The following is a 21,408-nucleotide window of genomic DNA, read 5'->3' on the forward strand; positions in this document are numbered from 1 at the left end:
GTAACAAAAATCGAATCACCTTGTTGTGTTTATAACACGATGCGTGTACGCAAGAATTTGTAGCTTTGTAGTATATTTTAAAAATTTTCCAATGAGTTTAGTGCCAAGTGTTGATTTAAAGGACTTTTTGTCCGATGACCCAAAAAGAAAACAAAAGTTTGTGCAAGAAATTGGGGGAGCTTTTGAAAATATTGGATTTGTAGCACTAAGCGGGCATTTTTTGTCCGATGCCTTGGTGGAAGCGCTTTATTCCGAAATCAAAAAATTCTTCAACCTTCCCCAAGAAATAAAGGATACCTATGAAATTGAGGGTATTGGTGGCCAGCGCGGGTATACCTCTTTTGGAAAGGAACATGCCAAAGGGAAAAAGGAAGGCGATCTTAAGGAATTTTGGCATTTTGGACAGTATGTGGAGGATGATTCCAAGCTGAAGGAGGAGTATCCGGACAATGTTATGGTGGCGGAACTTCCAAAATTCAACGAGGTAGGCAAGGAAACCTATAAGATGCTTGAGAAGACGGCCAAGTTTGTATTAAGGGCTTTGGCGATACATTTGGATTTAACGGAGACCTATTTTGATGCATACATAAAAAACGGGAATTCTATTTTAAGGCCGATTCATTACCCACCTATCACCTCCGAACCTAAAAATGCGGTAAGGGCAGCCGCACATGGGGACATTAACCTAATTACTTTACTAATGGGCGCCCACGGGAAAGGGTTGCAGGTGCAAAACCATAAAGGCGAATGGGTTGATGCCATTGCCAGGCCTGATGAGCTTATGATCAATGTGGGCGATATGCTCTCCAGATTGTCCAACAACAAACTGAAATCCACGATACACCAAGTAGTAAACCCTCCACGGGAATTATGGGGCACTTCCCGATACTCTGTTCCGTTTTTTATGCACCCAATAAGTGAAATGCCATTGAATTGTCTAGAAAACTGTATAGATGAAGAACATCCTAAATTGTTCGAGGACATCACCGCCGGTGAATTTCTCCATGAACGCTTGATCGAGTTGGGACTGATTAAAAAGTAGTTATGGACCTCAAAGACCAACTTAAAAACCTATTCCCGGACCATGAACCTGAGGAATCCCCAGAAAAGGAGGAAAAAAGCGACCTTTGGGTTCAGGATAGTCCCATGATATGTAAGTACGAGAAGCGCAAGGGGAAACCTATCACCATCATCGAAGGATATACCGGGGCGGATACCGACTTTAAAAAACTGGCCAAGGAACTAAAAACAAGGCTTAGCGTTGGCGGAAGCTTTAAAAATGACCAAATAATTATACAAGGGGATTATAGGGACAAAATTATGGAAATCCTCAAGGAAAAGGGCTTTAACGTTAAAAGAGTTGGAGGTTAAAACCTTATAGAATGCGTCCATACCAAATAGGTTGCGTCTTTTTCTGTTAAAATCTTTTGTTTTTTTACATTAAACCGTACTTTTAACTGTTCAACCTAAACCACTATCAGAAAATGAGTTCCCTTCTACACATCACCAATGGAGACGCATTTACGGAGCGTCTTAAGAAGTTGAATCTAAAAGGCGACATCATCACGTGGCGTGAGATGCTTTGCGAAGGTAAGACGCTTACAACCGTTGGAAGCGAATCCTTTTGGAAGACCAGGTTTGAATTTTTGCATAAAAACTATAAGGTTTCCAAATCCTGGTTTATAGAAAAAACCCTTAAGGAATATCGGTCCCTCTGCAATCATAAGCAGCAGGACCAGATTGTACTTTGGTTTGAGTATGATTTGTTTTGTCAGGTCAATATGCTTGCGGTCATTAGCTGGTTATTGGCCAACAGAAGGTACGCCCAAATTTCCTTGGTTTGTAGTGGTAAGGAGGACGATACTGATAAATTATTCTCGCTTAATGAACTTTCGGACGAACAGCTATTGGATTTATACGAGAAAAAAGTAGTGCTGAACCAGGATGATGTGGAATACGCAGATTATGTATGGCAGCTTTATTGCAGCAACAACCCAATCCGCCTGGAAAACCTTACGGATTTCAATGATTACAACTTTGACTATCTTGGCGATGCAGTTAGAACACATCTAAAACGTTTCCCGAGCATTGCCAATGGCCTAAACGACATGGAGAATAATATTTTGCAATTGGCCATTGATAAAAAGCCAAAGTCAAAAAGTGAGTTTTTGGGCACTATTTTGCAAAATCAAGGGAACTTGGGTTTTGGGGATACCCAATATGAAAGGGCCTTACAAAGATTAAAACCATTGTTTTCTTCCTTAAACCCTGTGCGGTTGACCAAAAAAGGAAAGGAAATCCTCGATGGACAGACCAGTTATTATTCCTGCATACAAGATAATGATGTGTATCTGGGCGGCGCCTTGAAATACGATTTCCTATATAATACCGATTCCAACAGGATCTTAAAACTCTAGAATGCGCTTAAGCCCATCTGAGCTTATCCTTAATGCCGATGGTAGCATTTACCATCTCAATCTAATACCAACGGACATTGCGACAACCATCATCACGGTAGGAGATCCCGATCGTGTTGCGGAAGTATCCGATTATTTCGATTCCATTGAGATTAAAAAGGGAAAACGCGAGTTCCTCACCCATACGGGCCACTTAAACGGTAAACGTATCAGTGTTATCTCCACAGGCATAGGAACTGACAATATCGATATTGTCCTAAACGAATTGGACGCCTTGGTAAATATCGATTTTCAGACAAGGAAGGTCAAAAAAAATCGTATACGATTAAAATTTATCCGAATTGGCACCTCTGGTGCAATCCAGGCAGAAATACCGATAGATTCTTGGATACTTACTGAGTTGGCAATCGGTTTTGACGGACTCTTGCATTTTTACAAAAATGAACTTTCGGATTTTATGGAAATGGAGAATGCATTTATCCTTCAGACCGGTTGGTCACCCAAAAAATCGAGGCCCTATATCGTGGAATTCGATAGGGATTTGGCCAATAAATTTGAATCAAATCGTATACGATTGGGAATAACCACCACCAATACAGGATTTTATGGGCCTCAAGGACGAACTTTACGACTTGAGCCAAGTACGGACGGTTTTATTGAATCGATTTCCAATTTCAGGTGTCGGGACAAGCAGATTACCAATCTGGAAATGGAAACTTCGGGCATTTACGCGCTCTCAAAATTGCTGGGGCACCAAGCCGTCTCCCTAAATTGCATCCTTGCCAACAGGGTTACCGGGGAATTTTCCAAAAATCCGGAAGCATCCGTACGAGAACTGATTACCTTTGCACTTCAAAAAATAACATCGGATTGAAGACTGTCAAAATTGTAGGCGTACCGGAACATTTCAACCTTCCTTGGCATTTGGCCATTGAGGAAGGTGCCTTTGAGGACCGTGGAATCGATTTGCAATGGGAAGACATCCCCGAAGGAACTGGTAGAATGTGCAAGTTATTGGCCGATGGGCAGACGGATATGGCCATTATACTGACGGAAGGTATCGTCAAAAGTATTACGGAGGGAAATCAGGTCAAAATCATTCAGGAATTCATTGCCTCCCCCCTGCTCTGGGGTGTCCATGTTTCCGCAAATAGTGATTTCAAGAAATTAGGCGATTTAAGGGACACTAAGGCAGCAATCAGTAGATATGGCAGCGGTAGCCATTTAATGGCCTTTGTGCAGGCCCAAAATGAGGGATGGGACCCGAATATCTTACAGTTTGAGGTCATCAACAACCTGGACGGTGCCATTAAAGGTTTGAGCGAGGGCACGGCCGATTATTTTATGTGGGAACATTTCACTACCAAACCCATCGTGGATGCAGGTGTTTTCAGAAGACTGGGGGATTGCCCTACACCTTGGCCGTGTTTTATGTTGGTTGGTACCTCAGGATTTATACAAGAAAACCCGTCCATCGTAGACCATATTAAAGAAGTTATTAATCTTTATACAACAGAGTTTAAGGAAATTCCCAGTATTGACAGAACCTTGGCAAATAAATATGGCCAAAAACTGGAAGATATTCAAGAATGGTTGGCATTGACCTATTGGAGCCAAAAAAAACTTCCTAAAGATGTTTTGGGAAACGTTTTGGATACGCTCCTAGAACTTAAATTGATCGATAAAAAACTACCAATGGATAGTTATTTAGCAAACGGTTAGACAGCCTCCTTTACATTGAAATGTTTTTCAAGAAGTTTTTTAAAGGTACTATCTGACAATGGTTTTTGGGCATAACCCAAAATATAGGGGTTTGCCTCCGCCCTATCCCTGTCCTCCTGATTGTCGCTGATGGTCACCAAAATTATCGCCAACTGTTCTTTCAATTCTTGGGGCACTTGTTCCTCGTACATTCGCATGAAATCCCAGCCGTCCTTTACCGGCATTCTAAGATCCAGCATAACCATACAAGGCAAGGAAAGCTTCTCAAGTCCCCTGTTCATAATGAAATCCAAGCCTTCCTGACCATTAAGGGCCGTATTTATCTCTATATCAAGGCCTAGTTTATTTATGAATATGGAATGAAGAAAATTGCTAGACTCGTCGTCGTCAATCAGCAAAATGGAGTTAAGTTGCTCAAATTTTTTCATCGTCATTCGTTTTAATACTTGAATATAGGAAATTTCTTATTTAAATTAAAATATTAACCTACCATTCTATGGTTTTATTGCCCAAATCCGATAAAATTTTATTGCATTTCGAAAAATGTCGGTTTCCAAACCAATAACCCCTGTTGGCACTTAGGGGAGAAGGATGACCTGAAGTTAGTATCCGATGCCTTTTACCATCGATCAGGCTCGCTTTTTTCTTAGCATAGCCTCCCCACAATAAAAAGACGATGTTTTCTTTCTGCTCGGACAAGGTCCTGATAACGGCATCCGTAAATGTTTCCCAACCCTTTCCCTGGTGACTTCCCGCTTCATGCGCACGCACCGTAAGGCTTGCATTCAACAGGAGTACCCCTTGGTCCGCCCATCGTTCCAAATTACCGCTTTTGGGATACGGTTTTTGTACGTCCGTCTCAATTTCCTTGAAAATATTGACCAAGGAAGGAGGATGCGGAATTCCCTCCGCTACCGAAAAACAGAGCCCGTTTGCCTGTCCCGGTCCGTGGTAGGGGTCCTGCCCCAGGATGACGACCTTGGTAGTTTCAAATGGGCAATGGCCAAATGCGGCAAATATGTCAGAACCCTTTGGATAACAGGTATTTTGCGCATATTCCCTTTTTACAAATTCCGTCAGGGCCTTAAAATAGGTTTTTTCAAATTCAGGTTGCAGTTGCGATTTCCAACCCGATTCCATCTGTACGTCCATAGGTGCGTTTATCTACTTTTTACAAAGCTAGGCGTATATTCCTTGAAGGGCAAGTCAAGGGTGTTTGATTGCGATAAAATCATTGGATTTCAAGACTTCCACTTGACAAAAAACAATGTAGTTATTAAATTTGTAACTCATTAATATCTTGTTTGTTATGAAGAAAAACTTTGTAGTGAAGACGGTATTAAGCACAGTAATTGCCGTTTTCTTCTCTTTTCATGTTTCGGGCCAAACCCTATATGCGCTTAAAATCAACGGTAAAATCCGTTCAGAGGCCGTAGATATTACAGCAAAGTATCAGCCCCGTCTGGTCATGGGTATGGATCAAGCCCTTGAATTCCAAGGAACCGTCGCTAAATTCCTGGTTAAGAGGAAGGCCATTGAGGAAGATGACACCCTTTCTCCCAAGGCCAAATACGAGCTGTTAAAGCAACTCTCGAGCAAGGAGACCATGGCCATGGCCGATGTGCTGGAATCCTATCGCTTTCAGGAATACGTGCGGATCAAGCCCCAAATTCAGCCTATTTTGGAACCTTCGAGGGAACAAGAGGACATTTGGGCCGCCACTTCCGAGGCGAACTAATTCTCCGAATCAATTTTTGTCTTTTGGGGAAGTTTTGGATTGTATCGGTATGACTTATTCCAATAAGCCCACTTCTTGGAATTGTTGTTGGACCAAAACGTTTTTGGTTTGACGTCTTAGGAGGCTTTTAAGATAATCGGTATTAAAGGCTTTGCTCTTAAGGTCGATGGATTTTTCGGCCCAATGTATCGCCATATCCAGATTTCCCTGATACTCGTTCAAGACGGCCAAATTGTAACTTGCCTTGCTTCCTAAAGCGTTATCCCCACTAGAAACCAGGTCCGATAATTTTTGCTTGGCCAAATCAATTTTACCAGCTTGTATAAGCTGATCTGTTTTGATAAGCTGGGAATTTCCTTTGGCAAAATAGCTCCTTTTAAGAATACGGTCCGAGGGCAACAAGCGCTGCCCGTAGGCCACCCCTGTATTTTTGGAAAACTTTAGGGCTTCCAGTCTTCGGCCATCCATGTTTTCTATCGCATCGATAACATCGTTCCCAAGGGAAGAAGTGACAAGTTCATTGTTTGTGACGATTTCGTCCAATAAAATTCTTTTATTGGGGTCAAAGATGCGCCATCCGTTCCCAATTAGTGTTTCCATGGTGATTTCCTTTCCCAATGTTTCGCTGTGCATCCGTAGGAGGTCGGTTTCGGTACGTTTCGTTTTTTTGACCTTCAGTTTCGTGTCCACTTCAAAATGTGCCAGGGCAAAGATGGCATCCACACCAATTTCATTGCATAAATAGGTAATTTCCTGCCATGTATTGGCGGTCAAGTTTTCATCGCTCAGGCTTTGTGCAATATTCACATTTTGTATCAATACCACCTTCTCAAACCTTTGGTCCTTTAAAAGCGCATCGAAAAGTCCTTCCATACTCGCTTCGGTTCCATGGATGCTCAACCATTTTTCATCCTGCACCACCACATTTGCGATACCATCCTTCTTCTTCCGTTTTTGTAAGGAAGGCTTGGTGGCATCGAGGATACCAATCGTTTTTATTTCATTGGTAATGGTTACCGGTGAAGGTTCCTGGACCACGATGGACAGTTCCCTGGTAGCTGAACAGGCTATGGTCATACTACCGATCACCGAAATCAAAAAAGTGCGTGTAAAATGATGCATATGTTTAAACTTAAATTGACTCAACTCTTTGCTAATTGGCTGAAAATGTTCTCTCTATAACAAAAAAACGACCAGTTTATTGTAATGCACACCCGCAGCTTCTGAAATCATTGCCATTGACGGCTTTTTCTATATCGGGACCAATAGCTACCTTTACCGCCAGCTAATTTGACATATGGCCAATATTCATCCAAAAACTTTACAGGACCTTGAGTTTCCCAAAGTTTTGCAACAGGTATCCGCCCGATGCAATACCGCTATAGGAAAGGAATGGGCGTTGGAAATAACGCCAATTAGTGATGCTGGGCAGATGGAGCACTCCTTGGGGATGACCTCCGAGTATCTTTCATCCCTAATAAGCGAAAACAGCATTCCAAACCATGGCTTTGACAGCATAAACGGCGAACTTCGTCTTCTGAAAATTGAAAACACCACCTTTGAACTGCAGGGGTTCAAACGCATCGCAAGTATTTGTGACACCGTTCTCGCCCATCAAAAATTTTTCAAAAAATTTCAGGAGTACTATCCCCTATTGCATGATCTTGCCCTTGAATTGGAACCCAATAAAGAAATCCCCGATCTTGTCAATAATGTCATAGACCGATTTGGCGAGGTAAAGGACAATGCCTCGGAAAACCTATTGCGCATCCGAAGGCAGATGAACCATGTGCGCGGTAAAATAAGCCAGAGTTTCGGATCGGCCTTGGCTACGTATCAAACATCGGACTATTTGGATGAGATTCGAGAGTCTGTCGTTGAAAATCGTAGGGTACTTACCGTTAAGGCCATGTACCGAAGAAAGGTCAAAGGGACGGTAATGGGTAATTCCAAAACAGGAAGTATCGTGTACATAGAGCCAGAGGCCGCGTTAAGGTACAGTCGTGAGTTGAACAATTTAGAGTTTGAAGAAAAGGAGGAGATACAACATATTTTAAACCAACTAACCAATCAACTAAGACCGTTTAGAGCGCTTTTAAGCGATTATCAGGACTATTTGGGGCAGATAGACGTTACTGCGGCAAAAGCAAAGCACGCGCAAGATATCAATGCTTTAATGCCGAAAATAAACAGCGGCAACCGGCTCTATCTGCGAGATGCATACCATCCGCTCTTGTTTTTGAACAATAAGCTAAAGAACGAAAAGACCTATCCGCAAACGATAGAGCTGCACGATGAAAATAGAGTTATTGTTATTTCTGGACCCAACGCTGGAGGTAAAAGTATCACGCTAAAGACCATAGGTTTACTGCAGGTAATGTTGCAAAGTGGCATGCTCATCCCGGTACATGAACGTAGCGAGGTCTGCTTTTTCGATAAGATACTTACGGATATTGGAGACAACCAATCTATTGAAAATCATTTAAGTACATACAGTTACCGCTTAAAGAACATGAACCAATTTCTAAAGCGTTGTAACAACCGAACTTTATTTTTGATAGATGAATTTGGAACGGGAAGTGACCCAGAACTGGGTGGTGCATTGGCAGAAGCATTTTTGGAAGTCTTTTATGAACGGGAGTCTTATGGTGTCATAACAACCCACTATGCGAATTTAAAAGCCTTAGCTAACGAACTGCCGCACATGAGCAATGCCAATATGCTGTTCGATGGCAGAACCTTGGAACCTACCTTTCAGCTTGTGTTAGGACAGGCAGGTAGTTCTTTTACCTTTGAGGTAGCACAAAAGAACGGTATCCCCTACTCCTTGATCAACAAGGCCAAGAAGAAGATAGAGCGCGGAAAAGTCCGTTTTGATGCAACGATAGCCAAACTGCAGAAAGAGCGCAGTAAAATGGCACAAACCGGGTCTCGATTACAAGAAGAAGAAACCAAAGCAAGGGAAGAAGCAGCCAGATTGGAAAAATTGAATGCCAAGGTAAAGTCCAAACTGGAAAACTATCAAGAGCTTTACGACCACGATCAGCGAATGATTCAGCTTGGAAACAAGGTGAATGTTGCGGCGGACAAGTATTTTCAGGATAATAAGAAGAGGCCATTGGTATCCGAGTTGTTGCGTCTGGTAGAAACGGAGAATAGCAAGCGTAAGAAAAAAACGGCCAATCAAGCAAAGGCGGAACGCTCCAAAAAGGCGAAAGTGGCCCAAGAAGTACAGAAAGAGGTTAAGGTTATCCGAGAGAAAAAGCAAGTAGCAAAGAAAAAGGATGTTCAAAAAGAAAAGAACACCCCAAGACCCGTTTTTAAAATCGATGATTGCGTTCGCATGACCGATGGTAAGGCCGTAGGAAGCATTGATAAGCTGGAGAAAGGCAAAGCGGTCGTCAATTATGGTATGTTTACGACCAATGTCAGTGTTGACCAGTTGGAATTGGTAGAACGTAAAAAGAACTAGGTTATGAAACGAATAGGATATGTAATCTGCTGCATAGCTTTTCTCAACTGGCTTAATTCCTGCGGTAGCGACGATGCCGTTGTCACCCCAATAACAATTGAGGAACTTAGTATACGGGCTGAAGTTGATGAAAATCCCGTTTCAGGGAGTGCGGTAGCAACGGTAGCTTCAAAATTGCCAGGTACGTTAACCTATACCTTGAGTTCAATATCTGTTGATAACGCTGTTGAAATTAATTCAGCAACTGGCGTTTTAAGCGTTAGTAGTTCGTTAGCCTTTGATTACGAACGGAGAACAGCAATAACGGGAATTGTAGTGGCATCAAATGGTAGCGAAAGTGAAGCCTGGGATTTACAAATCGGCATTCGAAATATTGACGATATCGAGTATTGGCTTAGCGATTCAAAAGCGGTATATCAAGCAGAAAACTCTGGGAATTGGGTACTTATCACCGAACAGGAATATGAAGAACTAACCACACAGCTGAACAGCATCAGTAAATCGGGCACCACGGATCTCCTGTATAGCCAAGGCTCAAACTCAGAACTGTTTGAAACCTACGCTGGTTTTACCGTATCCAACGATCTCTCCAGTATACCAGAAAATAGTTATGTGTTTGCTTTTAAATATCTCGCTCAGGCTGATTCCTTGGCAGAAAACCAAGTAAAGGTATCTGATGGTATTGTCACGGAGGGTTATGCGAATTTAGGAAACACATTGCCGATTCACAATCAAGGCCAACGGTATTTTGTTTTGAAAGGAGCACGACAATCCACCACTACCAGTAGAGGGTTTTTAGGTATCTATTCCCAAAACGGGGTTTCTTATGATAGCCAAGGGAATGCAGCGGGTACACATCTTTTTGGAGCAGGTGATATCAACGAATTCTCGAGTACTAATGTGCTGGATCGTGTTTGTATCTATCAAGGGCTAAGTACACCAGTACAACAATGGGATTAATGCTGTTTACATAAGAAACAAAACAGCCGACACCAAGTTGTTGAATCTACAACTTTAGATGCCGACTGCTGCTTCACTTAATTACATGTCCTTGAATTTCGGAAAACCCTAAGTAAAAAATCATTTGTGATTTCAAAACATTTTTGACTTGAGATATAATTATAAGAGATGGGGTCGCCCAAGGCCCGCCAAACAAAGGCATCTTGAAATTGAAATTCTACCTCTACATCATGTGCGCCATTTGGTGGACTTTGGACTTCTCGCTTACCGTTATTTACGGTGATATAACCTCCTGTAACTGAATTATTGGTGCCTTCTCGCTTATAAATGAATCGAAAACGAACATCAAATATGGAATTATTATCCACATCCACGTTTTCATGGTCATAGCTAGTCTTATCACAGGTTTCTACGCTATAGTCTGTCGTGTAACCCATTTTTGCCAACGAGTTATCTTTTAAATACCTAATGGTATAGGCAATGGGTACGCCTGGATTGTTGCGAGTATATATAGCATTCTCTCCTGTTAATACACTATTAAGGGCCCCAAAACCAGAATCAATGTTGGCCAGGCTAATAGCTTCGGAGGCTGCTTCCGCATTGCCGCCTATCGTAACCACAGTAATACTGGAATTTTTTAGGACTTCGTCATATTTAGACTCTAACTCCAAGGAACCTGCATTTCGTTTGCCTCCAGCATACTCCAAAACAGCGTCCAATTCAATAGAGGTATCTTGTATTGTAGACTCCATACGGACCATAAGTAAACGGCCATAGGAAACAGAACTTACGTAAGCAGGTGGAGTATCAGAACCAAATGCAGCTTCCGCCTGTTCTTTAGTAACTGATGGAGCAAAAACAGCGGCTGGAGTAGCCGGTGTATTCATTGTGACGGTATAGAACACCTGACGAAACACTATAGCCGCTACTTTTCTCTCTGTATTGGTCTCAAAATTAAATTGTGAAGCCAGAGAGCCTGTGGCCCATTCCAAGTTTAATCCAACATCTAAACTAAATTGCTTTGATGCGTAAGAAGTGGTGGCCTGATATGACGAATTTGCTGCGTTTACGTAGCCATCTTGGTAAGCATTGGCATTCCACCATTCCAATGCATTATCAAGGCCGGTGCCAAAGCTAGCATTATTTGGCTGGTCCACAACAATGGTGCCTTGTTCCCCGATACCGGGCAAGTCTAATCTTAATGTCATGGGACTTCTATCCAATGTTAAAGGATTCGGAGCACCATCCAACATACCTTCATCTCCAATGACCAAAGCGCCAGGAAATACAATTCCGTTGGTAGGCCTCATTATGGCAACATCGTCAAAATTGGTTTCCAAATCGAAGTCTTTTAGACTACAGATGGTTTTCTCACCCTGTACCCAACTGGAACTATTACTAGTTTCATTGGTAATTGTCCGTTCTGAAGCCGCACCGCCGGTTTCTTGGACATTAAGAAGGGAATTTGGATCATAGTTTAAATTGGTAATTACTGTATTTATATCCTCTTGATTGCTGTTTTCATTACCACTATTCCCTCCATCGGGATTTTCACCATTATTAGACCCGTTCTCTATGGGATCTGTTACACTTTCATCTTTACTACAAGACTGTGAAAATAAAAGTCCCACTGTTAATAATAAAAGAATGGAAGGAATTCGAAATTGTTTTAAGATTGTTTTCATAATTTTTAGGTTTTAAGGATTCAACACCTCAAAACTATCTTTCAATCAATAGCTTACCTAATTTTGTCCATGGACAAAGTATGGACAGGTTAAGACATATTGGCATAAATTGGGTATGGACATAATAAAAATAGAAATGGATATTATTTATTTAAATATTTGATAATCAATATTTTAAACATATTTATAATTTTATTTTGACTTCAAATTCATAGACAAGGTATGGACAAGACTGATTTTGAAGTATTTAAGTTTTAACTTGTAATTTCTAACCGATATATCTCTGACATACTATGAAATGCACTAAAAAATTACTGTTTTTCTTGATATTGCTTAGTTCACAAGTGTTTCCGCAACATCCTTCTGTGAAATTGGATAGCCTAGGTGAATTACTAAGTCTAAGTAAAAATTATAAGGATAGTGTGGATATATTGGCTCAAATGGTAGAATATCAAATGTATAATGACTCAAGGGAATCCATTGCTCTTGCCAATTTAATATTAAGTATTAGTAAAAATAATAATTATGGAATTGGACTTTCTGACGGACATTTTCTTAAGGCAAATGCTTATGGAGCATTGCAAATAATGGACAGTGCCATGCTGAACTATCAACAAGCCATTAGGTACTCCAAAGATTTTGGCTCCGATAGAAATTTGGCCAGTGCCATGGCCAATATAAGTGTTATAGAAGGACAAAATGGCAATTATCTAAAAGCTATAATGCTTATGGATACTGTCGCAAAAATGAACCTTGCAGAAAAGGATTATCTCAATTATGGCGTTACGCTCAATAACAGGGCCTACCATTTTTACGAACAAGGAGATTACGTAAACGCCATGATAGGTTTTAAGGCGGCATTGAATGTACTTGATACTATACCGAGGGATATTTTTCGTCAAGGTGATGTTTATAGAAATATCGCCAAACTCAATTATCAGGAAAAGGATTTTGAAGACGCACTTTCTTATTTACATAAAGCCAATGATATTTATGAAAAAGTAGATGATTACCTTTTTCAATCCTATGTTTGGTCAGATATTGGGAATGTGTACTTGGCACTGAAACAGTATGACAATGCTATTGAAAGTTATAAAAAAGGACTTACCATTTGCGAAGATTACGGTTTTAAGGAATCTAGATCTTTATCTTTAGGCAACTTGGCCATTGCACTACGGGATCAGGGAAAACTTGAGGAGGCCCTGAATAATTTTTATAAATCGACTGAAAACACTGAACATGATGAAAGTATGGCCAACAGAATTGTCCATGAATATCATGTGGGCTATACCCATGCCCTTCTTAACAATAAGGATTCTGCTTTATTTTATCTTAACAGGGCGATTTCTTGGTCAGACTCTTTAGGCCAAGCCAATGAGCTTAAAAATGCGTTGGAATTTAGATCAAAATCCTATGCGCTTTGGGGTATGGAAAAAAATGCCTTAGAAGATTTACTAAAAATGAATGTTCTAAAGGATAGTATCTTCAATACCCGTAAATCATTGCAGATAGAACAACTCCAAACCATCTACGAAACCGAAAAAAAAGAGGCTGCCATTGCCCTTCAACAAGAGGAAATCAATACCCTGAACGAAAAGGCCAAGGTGGACCAGCTCACCAAAGGCTTGTATGCCGGGGGCATGTTCACTTTTGTGACCGTTTCAGGTTTGTTGTTCTTCGGATTCCGGCAACGTATGAAGAAAAACCGTATCGCCAGAGAAAAGCAAGAGGCCATCTACCAACAGGAAATTGAGCACAAGCAAAAGGAACTGGCCAGCCAGACCCTTCATTTGGTACAAAAGAACACCTTTATCCAAGAACTCATGGAAAATCTGGAGAACATTAAAAACTCCCCGGAGAAATTCAAGGTGGAGTTTAGGCGTATCGTCATGCTACTTAAAAAGGAAAATGCTTCGGACAAGGACTGGGAGGTCTTCAAAAGCTATTTTGCCGATGTCCACAACGATTTCGACCAAAAACTCAAGACCATTTATCCGGATATTTCCGAGAAGGAAATCCGCTTGGCGGCCTTCCTTCGTATGAACCTTACCACCAAGGAAATTGCGGCAACCCTCAATGTTTTACCGGACAGTATCCTTAAATCTAAATACCGACTCAAAAAGAAGCTGGGATTGGAAAAGGAGACCGATTTAAACCAATTTTTAAATGCCTTATGAGAACTCTGCTAACCATAATTGTATCCATAGGTCTTATGATTACCCAGATGCTGGACGCCCAAGAATACAAGAATGTGGACAGTTTGATTACTGTTTATAAGAAACAACCAATTGATACAACCAAGATTTATTTGGGTTCCCTCATCTTTCAAAACTTAAGCTTTACAAATCCTGAAGAAGCTTATATATATGCACAGGAGTCCGTCAAAATTTCAGAACACCTAAATGATAGTAAAGGCTTAGGGCAGGCCTATAATAATCTTAGTTTTTATTTTTTGAACAAAGACCAACTCGATTCATCTCTTTATTATAAAAAAGCAGCATTGGATATCGCTGAAAGATTACAAAATATAAGAGGCATTCTTACGGTCAACATGGGATTAGCTGTCTTGTACAATAAAAGAAATGATTTTAAGAAGGCCAAAGAGTATTTGTATACCAATATTAAAATTTTCAGGAATAAGGATACCGTTGAAAATGCCAATGAAACCGACTTTAAATACATTGGGTCAACCTATCATGCCTTGGGCGATATTAATGTAAGGGAAGGTCAATATAATCTTGCTTTAAAGAACCAATTACTAGCCTTGGAATTATACAAGACTAGAGCAAAGGATTCACTTTTTGTTGCCGATGCCTACAACGCATTGGGCCAAACTGAAATGAAATTGGGAAATTTAATTTCAAGTCTGGAATACTTCAAGCTAGCCCTTGGCGTATACAGTGAGTTTAAAGATTTGCTTTGGGAAAGTGATGTCTTAAAATTAATAGGGGAAAACCTGGTGTTACAAAAAATGCCTGAGGATGCTATAACCTATTTAAAACGTTGCATTGAAATAGCAAAAGCGAATCAGTTTCAGCTGACAGAGGCAGGAGCTTACAATATTCTTGGAAAGGCATATGAACAATTAAATTTGGATAGTGAGGCTTTGTCATACTATAAGCAAGCCCTTGTTATTTGCTCTAACATGGAAAATCCTACTGAACTAAATGAAATCTATATCAATTTAGGAGCATATTATAACAATGTTCAAAAACCTGAAATAGCAAAGACCTATTTTGATAAGTCTATTGCAATTTCCGATAGTATTGGCTCTTTGGCCGAAGCAGCAAGTGCATACTTAAACCGCGCCAAATCACTAAAGGCCCTAAAAAAATATCAGGAATCCATTGAAGATCTCGAAGACTATAACGAGTTAAAGGACAGTATCTTTTCCATTACGAAATCCCAGCAGATTGAAGAGATGCGGACCCTTTTTGAATTAGAAAAACGGGAATCTGAAATTGCCCTGCAACAAGAAGAAATCAAGAATCTAAACCAAACAGTAGAAATTGGGAATCTAAGAAAGGGATTATATGCAGGTGGTATGTTCACTTTTTTAGCGGTCTCCGGTCTTTTATTTTTTGGATTCAGGCAGCGCATGAAGAAAAACAAGATCGAAAGAGAAAAGCAAGAAGCTATCTACCAACAGGAAATTGCCCACAAGCAAAAGGAACTGGCCAGCCAGACACTGCACTTGGTCCAAAAGAACACCTTTATCCAGGAACTTATGGAAAACTTGGAAAACATTAAAAACTCCCCGGAAAAGTTCAAAATGGAGTTTAGACGCATCGTTATGTTGTTGAAGAAGGAAAATGCTTCGGATAAGGATTGGGAGGTCTTCAAAAGCTATTTTGCCGATGTCCATAACGACTTCGACCAAAAACTAAAGACCATTTATCCGGATATTTCCGAAAAGGAAATCCGCCTGGCCGCCTTTCTTCGCATGAACCTCACCACGAAGGAAATTGCCGCGACCTTGAACGTTTTACCCGATAGTATACTGAAATCCAAATATCGCCTCAAAAAGAAACTGGGCCTGGACAAGGAGACCGATTTGGGAACTTTCCTAAATAGCTTGTAGTAAGCGGAATGCATTGGCTATCTTTATAGTGTGAAAGAACCAAAAAAAATAATACTTTTCGACGGCGTTTGCAATGTTTGCAATGGCTTTGTCCAATTTGTAATTAAAAGGGACAAAGAAGACCTGTTTCGCTATGCTTCCCTGCAAAGTGATATTGCCCAAAAACTACTTTCGGAAAGAAAAATCGATACGCAGCGAATAGATTCAGTGGTTTTGATAGAGCCCGGTGTGGCCTACTATATAAAATCTGATGCAGCGTTGGAAATTGGCAAAGGTTTAAAAGGTTATCGTACCCTTTCAAAAATACTTGGATTGATTCCCAGTTCGATACGAAATATCGTATACGATTTAATAGCTCGAAATCGGTATTCTTGGTTCGGTAAAAAGGATGAGTGCATGGTTCCCACCCCAGAAATAAGCGCCAAATTTCTCTAGTTAGTTCGATTGGATTAACAACCATAGCTTACAGATTACTTTTTCTAAAAAGAAATGTGGAAACTTGTAAACATGGATGATAAAATTATAAAGACGGCACGCGCAGGTTTTGTTGCAAAAGGAATAGTTTATTTGATTACGGGTGTATTGGCCTTTTTGGCAGCCTTTAATCTTGGTGGTCAAAAAGCGGGTAAATTAGAGGTCATTGAATTTTTGGAAAAGCAACCTTTTGGGAAATTTGTTTTAGTGGCACTTGGACTAGGGCTTTGTTGCTATGCGTTGTGGCGTTTTATTCAAAGTATCCAAGACCCTGAAAACATAGGGGATGATGGAAAAGGCACTATTAAACGCATAAGTTTCTTCATTAGCGGACTAATTTACATGGGGCTTGGATTTTTATCTTTGATAAACGCATTCTCACAAACCGGAAATAATTGGGGAAGTAAATCTTCCTTGATACCACCGGAATATCAGCAGTCCTTTTTTCTTATAGTAGGCCTTTGTTTGGCAGGAAAAAGTGTGTATCAGTTTGTAAAGGCTTACAAGGGAACTTTTATTTCAAAATTCAATCTAAAAGCCATATCGGAAACGACTAAAAGAAAATTCATCAAAAATATGGGCTACGCCGGACTTACGGCACGAGGTATTTTAGTTGGTATCATAGCTTATTTCTTTATAACAGCTGGCTTTTCGGCAGGTAATGGTCCTAGTGGAATGAAGGGAACGGAAAGTGCTTTTTCTTTTTTACAGCAAAATTCTTCTGGACCATGGTTGATGGGCATTGTTGCGGCTGGACTTGCCTGTTATGGCATCTATATGTTTACAATGGCCCGATATCGCTCCTTTAAATAAATCAATTCTCGATTAGATATTTAAACTGAGCTGCGGTTAATCCTTTACGGTTTAGTGCCCATCATTTAAGATTGTTCAATATAAAATCCAAGGTTTTATTTTCATTCTTATTTGTTTGAAAGGCAAAATTGTCATAGCTATTAGGAACGGCTAAACCTATCTTTAAGGAATGTTCAATCAGTTCTTCCCAATCCAAGGAAACCTTACCGGATAACAATATGTCCATGGATTTTTGTTGCTGATATCGCTTATATATCTTGCGTAGTCCGCTTAGGTACAATCGGTCCTTAGTAAATCCTCCTCCCCTATGGGCCCTCAGCGTAATGGAAAACGCCGCATCCCGGTCCAGTTTATATTGGGAATGAATCATATCAAAGGTATCGGCAAAAGTGTATCCCTTAATCAAACTATCGGAAGCCAACACCCTATGCGCCAATTCCTTCAAGCGCCTTAGCGTCAAGGCCCCGCTCATATACTCACTGAAAACGGCAAGTCCTTCCTGTGTCTCCACGTTTTTGGGAAATCCATTGGAAAATATTTTAAGGGGTTGGCTCTGTGCATTGAAGGTGGTCACCATGTGTACGCCAATTTCATGATTGGCCAAGGTCAGTAGCTGATTTTTGCTGAATTTGGTGTTTTTCTTAATCAACAATGTCTTGGTGGCATTGCTTACCATGGCATCGGCGGCAATGCTGGTGGAATATTTTATTTTCAGGGGGAAGTCATACCTACTTGCAAATTCCTCAAAATACTCTTTCGCATCGGTAGGGGTATATATCTTTTCCATCTCGGGCCCATGGGCCTCATCCGTAAAATGTAATATATATTTGGCATTCTCAACGTCCTTTTCCGTAGGGGAACCGTACACCCGGAGCGAGTTGTAATGAAATCTGTTCTTATGGCCAATGGTTTGGATGCATTGTACCATGTTTGAATAGTAATAGATAATCTCCTGATAGGCCGTTCTCAATTTCTCGTCCTTAATACGTTCCAAACGTTGTGAAAAGAACAAGCGGTGCAATTTATAAGGGTCGAACTTTAATTTGGGATAGCGAAACTCAGGATTTTGGGTATATTTTGAAGCAAAAAAAGCGTGCTTTTCCTTTTCAATGTTCAAGGGATTCACATAGCTTAGGAGTTCAATGCTCTTTATCAACCGGTCAAGGTTTCCATCAATTTCGAATACGTATGGATACTCTTTAACGAGCTTTTCCAATAGTGGTTGTTCGTTCATTTGCGCCTACTGTTGATTGATGGTTGCTCCCTTCGTTTACGCCTTTCTACGGTCAGGCTGGCCTAGGGCAAGCGTTGCTCTTAGTTTGTTAATTACTTACTGACCACTGTTCATTGATAACTGGCCCCTCTTAACCTTATTCATCTTGAACTTGAAACATGAAACTTGTTGCTTGAACTTGAACTCCCCTCCTTATTTCACCTTATCGTAATTATCGTCCCAATTCTTCACTTTTGGTTTTCCGAGTTTTCCAACGGATTTAGCAACCATCATTGCCACGGTAGCATCGCCTGTAACGTTTACGACGGTCCTGCACATATCCAAGGGCCTATCCACCGCAAAAATCAAGGCCAAACCGATTGCCAATTTATCCTGTGGAAAGCCTATTGACTCCAAAACAATGACCAACATCACCATTCCTGCCCCCGGTACCGCTGCGGAGCCTATGGAAGCTAGCAAAGCCGTTAAAACAATAGTCAACTGATTCGCCAAGGTAAGGTCAAAGGCCAAGGCCTGGGCAATAAATACAGCTGCTACGCCCTGGTATAAACTGGTACCATCCATATTTATGGTTGCACCAACCGGCAATACGAAACTGGAAACTTCCTTATCCACACCAATATGTTCCTCCACCCTTTCCATGGTCACGGGTAAGGTAGCGGCACTGGAACTTGTAGAAAATGCCAACAGTTGTGCCGGACTCATTTTACTTAAAAAGGTCAAGGGGTTGTATCTCGTAAAGGTAGATACCACTATGGAATAGAATACAATCATCAAGGCGAGTCCCAATACCACGACACCGGCATATTTCAACAAGGCCAACAGCAGTTCCGGATTACTGGAGGAAACAACTACCCCTGCCAATAAGGCAAATACGGCGTACGGCGCGGAAAGCATGATCAAGTCCACCATTTTAAGAACGACATCGTTTAGGGAGTCAAAAAACTTTTTGAGAGGCTTGGCATCCTTTTCACCGATTAACAGCATGGAAATACCTAAAAATATGGCAAAGAAGATAACCTGTAGCATCAAGCTGTTGTCAGTCATGGCGGCAAGGGCGTTATCTGGAACCATATCCTCTAAAAATTTTAAAGGTCCGGCACCCTTTTGCCTGGAGGCCTCTTCCATTTTGGAAGTGACACCACTATCGCTCGCATAGGTGTCCGTCAATTTGGTAATGGTTTCTTCGGATATTCCCTCCCCAGGTTTTATAATGTTTACCAAAACCAAGCCAATAGTAATGGCAACAACTGTTGTTGCTATGTATATAATAATGGTGCGTACACCAATGTTTCGAAATTTGGAAATATCCTTTAAATCGGAAATGCCTTTGATCAAGGAGGCTAGGATAAGGGGTATCGCTATTAATTTTAAAAGTTTCACGAAGATTGTGCCAAAGGGCTGTATCCAATCCCCAACAAAATCCTTTCCCCAAGTTACTTGGGTCATCAAGAAACCAAAAAGAATGCCCAAGAGCATTCCTATCAATATTTGCCAGTGCAATTCCAGTTTACGCATTTGTTATTCTTTTGGCTCAAGATACCAAATAGAAAGCAGACACGCTATACCCCTAAAGATTAAATTTTATTTGTTCTGGAAAGTAGCATATAATCCGCCAAGACCAATGCGGTCATGGCTTCAACAATAGGAACGGCCCTGGGTACTACGCAGGGATCGTGCCTTCCTTTCCCCTGAGTTTTCACTATATTTCCATCCTTGTCAATGGTCTCGTACCCCTGTATGACCGTGGCAACAGGCTTAAAGGCAACATTAAAATAGATGTCCATACCATTACTGATGCCTCCTTGGACGCCCCCACTATGGTTGGACTTCGTAGAACCATCAGTGTTAAAGGGGTCATTGTGCTCGCTACCTTTCATGGTTACCCCTTCAAACCCACTCCCATATTCAAAACCTTTTACAGCATTTATGGATAACATGGCCTTTCCCATTTCTGCATGAAGTTTATCAAAAACAGGCTCTCCCAAGCCAACCGGTACATTCTTGGCCACACAGGTAATTACCCCGCCTATGGTATCCCCCTCTTTTTTTATCTTTTTTATATAATCCTCCATTTTTGAGGCCATTTCTTGATCAGGACATCTAACCATATTATCTTCTGCAGCATGTAAATCCAACCCCACATAACTCTTTTCCATCCTTAACTCCCCTACTTGTGATACAAAGGCGTTGATTTCGATTCCCTTTAAAAACTGTTTGGCAATGGCCCCGGCTACCACCCTACTGGCGGTTTCACGGGCAGAACTCCTACCACCGCCCCTGTAATCCCTAAACCCATACTTCTGATCGTAGACATAGTCTGCATGTGAGGGCCTGTAAGAATCCTTGATATGGCCATAGTCCTGAGATTTCTGGTTGGTATTATGAATGGCGAAACCTATGGGAGTACCCGTTGTCCTTCCTTCGAAAACCCCGGAGTAAATCTCAACTTCGTCCGGTTCCTTGCGTTGCGTAACTATGGCGGACTGTCCCGGTTTACGCCTGTCCAAGTCTTTTTGTATTAATTCCATATCTATTGGGATGCCTGCCGGACACCCATCCAAAACCCCGCCGATGGCCCTGCCATGCGATTCGCCAAAAGTCGTTACCCTAAATATATTTCCAAAGGAATTACCCGCCATAATCGTTTTTAATAATAGATACCTACAAATGTAAACTTTAAAAGCCTTATGGAAAATTTTACCGTTCCCTTAAACTTAAATTAACCTATTCAATTGGACGGTAATGATAATTTAACGGTATCCTTATCAATTGATGATATGGCAGTTAACCGTTGCATATACCATTAGGT

At 41.0% G+C, this 21,408-nt stretch carries 19 protein-coding genes; 12 read left to right on the plus strand and 7 right to left on the minus strand.

Annotated elements, in window-relative coordinates:
• The first annotated feature begins 91 nt into the window (after positions 1-91).
• The 5 genes from BFP75_RS19155 (at position 92) to BFP75_RS19175 (ending at position 4,139) form a co-directional block, all read left to right on the plus strand.
• The gene (locus BFP75_RS19155) at positions 92-1,042 is read left to right on the plus strand and encodes an isopenicillin N synthase family dioxygenase (protein ID WP_099546939.1); all 951 of its coding nucleotides are present in this window, start codon (positions 92-94) and stop codon (positions 1,040-1,042) included.
• Between the two features lie 2 nt (positions 1,043-1,044).
• A complete protein-coding gene (locus BFP75_RS19160; RefSeq protein ID WP_099546940.1) occupies positions 1,045-1,371 on the plus strand; it encodes a translation initiation factor in 327 nt (108 codons plus the stop codon).
• A gap of 113 nt (positions 1,372-1,484) precedes the next feature.
• On the plus strand, positions 1,485-2,417 hold the full coding sequence (locus BFP75_RS19165) for a DUF1835 domain-containing protein (protein ID WP_099546941.1): 933 nt from the start codon (positions 1,485-1,487) through the stop codon (positions 2,415-2,417).
• Between the two features lies 1 nt (position 2,418).
• Positions 2,419-3,291 (plus strand): nucleoside phosphorylase, encoded by an 873-nt coding sequence (locus BFP75_RS19170; protein ID WP_099546942.1) that lies wholly within the window; start codon positions 2,419-2,421, stop codon positions 3,289-3,291.
• Positions 3,288-4,139, plus strand: coding sequence for a substrate-binding domain-containing protein (locus BFP75_RS19175; protein ID WP_099546943.1), 852 nt, complete (start codon positions 3,288-3,290; stop codon positions 4,137-4,139). The genes BFP75_RS19170 and BFP75_RS19175 overlap by 4 nt, the downstream gene beginning before the upstream one ends.
• Here the strand turns inward: BFP75_RS19175 and BFP75_RS19180 are convergent.
• Complete coding sequence (locus tag BFP75_RS19180; protein ID WP_165776641.1) at positions 4,136-4,567, minus strand: response regulator; 432 nt, start codon at positions 4,565-4,567, stop codon at positions 4,136-4,138. The two genes, BFP75_RS19175 and BFP75_RS19180, sit on opposite strands and share 4 nt — an antisense overlap.
• A gap of 58 nt (positions 4,568-4,625) precedes the next feature.
• Positions 4,626-5,291, minus strand: coding sequence for a uracil-DNA glycosylase (locus BFP75_RS19185; protein ID WP_099546945.1), 666 nt, complete (start codon positions 5,289-5,291; stop codon positions 4,626-4,628).
• 157 nt (positions 5,292-5,448) lie between these two features.
• Between BFP75_RS19185 and BFP75_RS19190 the strand changes: the two genes are divergently transcribed.
• The gene (locus BFP75_RS19190) at positions 5,449-5,877 is read left to right on the plus strand and encodes a hypothetical protein (protein WP_099546946.1); all 429 of its coding nucleotides are present in this window, start codon (positions 5,449-5,451) and stop codon (positions 5,875-5,877) included.
• A gap of 54 nt (positions 5,878-5,931) precedes the next feature.
• Here BFP75_RS19190 and BFP75_RS19195 read toward each other — a convergent pair whose 3' ends face one another.
• Positions 5,932-6,999 carry a DUF6340 family protein gene (locus BFP75_RS19195; RefSeq protein ID WP_123803510.1) on the minus strand — a complete coding sequence of 356 codons (1,068 nt, stop codon included), beginning with the start codon at positions 6,997-6,999 and terminating at the stop codon, positions 5,932-5,934.
• A gap of 175 nt (positions 7,000-7,174) precedes the next feature.
• Here BFP75_RS19195 and BFP75_RS19200 point away from each other — a divergent pair, with 175 nt between their 5' ends.
• Both BFP75_RS19200 and BFP75_RS19205 read left to right on the plus strand, forming a co-directional pair.
• Complete coding sequence (locus BFP75_RS19200; protein ID WP_099546948.1) at positions 7,175-9,349, plus strand: endonuclease MutS2; 2,175 nt, start codon at positions 7,175-7,177, stop codon at positions 9,347-9,349.
• Positions 9,350-9,352: 3 nt separating this feature from the next.
• Entirely contained in the window at positions 9,353-10,309 is a 957-nt protein-coding gene (locus tag BFP75_RS19205; RefSeq protein ID WP_099546949.1) for a cadherin repeat domain-containing protein, read from the plus strand.
• A 77-nt stretch (positions 10,310-10,386) separates the two neighbouring features.
• Here BFP75_RS19205 and BFP75_RS19210 read toward each other — a convergent pair whose 3' ends face one another.
• The gene (locus BFP75_RS19210; RefSeq protein WP_099546950.1) at positions 10,387-11,994 is read right to left on the minus strand and encodes a thiol-activated cytolysin family protein; all 1,608 of its coding nucleotides are present in this window, start codon (positions 11,992-11,994) and stop codon (positions 10,387-10,389) included.
• A gap of 293 nt (positions 11,995-12,287) precedes the next feature.
• Here BFP75_RS19210 and BFP75_RS19215 point away from each other — a divergent pair, with 293 nt between their 5' ends.
• The 4 genes from BFP75_RS19215 to BFP75_RS19230 all read left to right on the plus strand — a co-directional run bounded on the left by BFP75_RS19215 (position 12,288) and on the right by BFP75_RS19230 (position 17,362).
• Complete coding sequence (locus tag BFP75_RS19215; RefSeq protein ID WP_099546951.1) at positions 12,288-14,171, plus strand: tetratricopeptide repeat protein; 1,884 nt, start codon at positions 12,288-12,290, stop codon at positions 14,169-14,171.
• Positions 14,168-16,075: a tetratricopeptide repeat protein gene (locus BFP75_RS19220; RefSeq protein ID WP_099546952.1), complete on the plus strand. Its 1,908-nt coding sequence runs from the start codon at positions 14,168-14,170 to the stop codon at positions 16,073-16,075. The genes BFP75_RS19215 and BFP75_RS19220 overlap by 4 nt, the downstream gene beginning before the upstream one ends.
• Before the next feature lie 30 nt (positions 16,076-16,105).
• Entirely contained in the window at positions 16,106-16,510 is a 405-nt protein-coding gene (locus tag BFP75_RS19225) for a thiol-disulfide oxidoreductase DCC family protein (protein WP_099546953.1), read from the plus strand.
• Between the two features lie 72 nt (positions 16,511-16,582).
• On the plus strand, positions 16,583-17,362 hold the full coding sequence (locus BFP75_RS19230; protein ID WP_099546965.1) for a DUF1206 domain-containing protein: 780 nt from the start codon (positions 16,583-16,585) through the stop codon (positions 17,360-17,362).
• Positions 17,363-17,423: 61 nt separating this feature from the next.
• On the opposite strand, the gene BFP75_RS19235 is transcribed toward BFP75_RS19230, so the two are convergent.
• The 3 genes from BFP75_RS19235 to aroC all read right to left on the minus strand — a co-directional run bounded on the left by BFP75_RS19235 (position 17,424) and on the right by aroC (position 21,238).
• Positions 17,424-18,596: a flavohemoglobin expression-modulating QEGLA motif protein gene (locus tag BFP75_RS19235; protein WP_099546954.1), complete on the minus strand. Its 1,173-nt coding sequence runs from the start codon at positions 18,594-18,596 to the stop codon at positions 17,424-17,426.
• Positions 18,597-18,788: 192 nt separating this feature from the next.
• Positions 18,789-20,114 (minus strand): dicarboxylate/amino acid:cation symporter, encoded by a 1,326-nt coding sequence (locus BFP75_RS19240; protein ID WP_099546955.1) that lies wholly within the window; start codon positions 20,112-20,114, stop codon positions 18,789-18,791.
• A gap of 59 nt (positions 20,115-20,173) precedes the next feature.
• Positions 20,174-21,238: a chorismate synthase gene (gene aroC, locus BFP75_RS19245; RefSeq protein ID WP_099546956.1), complete on the minus strand. Its 1,065-nt coding sequence runs from the start codon at positions 21,236-21,238 to the stop codon at positions 20,174-20,176.
• Between the last annotated feature and the right edge of the window lie 170 nt (positions 21,239-21,408).

Source organism: Maribacter sp. 4G9, from assembly GCF_002742265.1.
Lineage (GTDB): Bacteria > Bacteroidota > Bacteroidia > Flavobacteriales > Flavobacteriaceae > Maribacter.

Bases quoted from the DNA above. Each gene is read 5' to 3' on its own strand.
- BFP75_RS19155 (WP_099546939.1), top strand. From the start codon at position 92: ATGAGTTTAGTGCCAAGTGTTGATTTAAAGGACTTTTTGTCCGATGAC.
- BFP75_RS19160 (WP_099546940.1), top strand. From the start codon at position 1,045: ATGGACCTCAAAGACCAACTTAAAAACCTATTCCCGGACCATGAACCT.
- BFP75_RS19165 (WP_099546941.1), top strand. From the start codon at position 1,485: ATGAGTTCCCTTCTACACATCACCAATGGAGACGCATTTACGGAGCGT.
- BFP75_RS19170 (WP_099546942.1), top strand. From the start codon at position 2,419: ATGCGCTTAAGCCCATCTGAGCTTATCCTTAATGCCGATGGTAGCATT.
- BFP75_RS19180 (WP_165776641.1), bottom strand. From the start codon at position 4,567: ATGAAAAAATTTGAGCAACTTAACTCCATTTTGCTGATTGACGACGAC.
- BFP75_RS19185 (WP_099546945.1), bottom strand. From the start codon at position 5,291: ATGGACGTACAGATGGAATCGGGTTGGAAATCGCAACTGCAACCTGAA.
- BFP75_RS19190 (WP_099546946.1), top strand. From the start codon at position 5,449: ATGAAGAAAAACTTTGTAGTGAAGACGGTATTAAGCACAGTAATTGCC.
- BFP75_RS19195 (WP_123803510.1), bottom strand. From the start codon at position 6,999: ATGCATCATTTTACACGCACTTTTTTGATTTCGGTGATCGGTAGTATG.
- BFP75_RS19200 (WP_099546948.1), top strand. From the start codon at position 7,175: ATGGCCAATATTCATCCAAAAACTTTACAGGACCTTGAGTTTCCCAAA.
- BFP75_RS19205 (WP_099546949.1), top strand. From the start codon at position 9,353: ATGAAACGAATAGGATATGTAATCTGCTGCATAGCTTTTCTCAACTGG.
- BFP75_RS19210 (WP_099546950.1), bottom strand. From the start codon at position 11,994: ATGAAAACAATCTTAAAACAATTTCGAATTCCTTCCATTCTTTTATTA.
- BFP75_RS19215 (WP_099546951.1), top strand. From the start codon at position 12,288: ATGAAATGCACTAAAAAATTACTGTTTTTCTTGATATTGCTTAGTTCA.
- BFP75_RS19220 (WP_099546952.1), top strand. From the start codon at position 14,168: ATGAGAACTCTGCTAACCATAATTGTATCCATAGGTCTTATGATTACC.
- BFP75_RS19230 (WP_099546965.1), top strand. From the start codon at position 16,583: ATGGATGATAAAATTATAAAGACGGCACGCGCAGGTTTTGTTGCAAAA.
- BFP75_RS19235 (WP_099546954.1), bottom strand. From the start codon at position 18,596: ATGAACGAACAACCACTATTGGAAAAGCTCGTTAAAGAGTATCCATAC.
- BFP75_RS19240 (WP_099546955.1), bottom strand. From the start codon at position 20,114: ATGCGTAAACTGGAATTGCACTGGCAAATATTGATAGGAATGCTCTTG.
- aroC (WP_099546956.1), bottom strand. From the start codon at position 21,238: ATGGCGGGTAATTCCTTTGGAAATATATTTAGGGTAACGACTTTTGGC.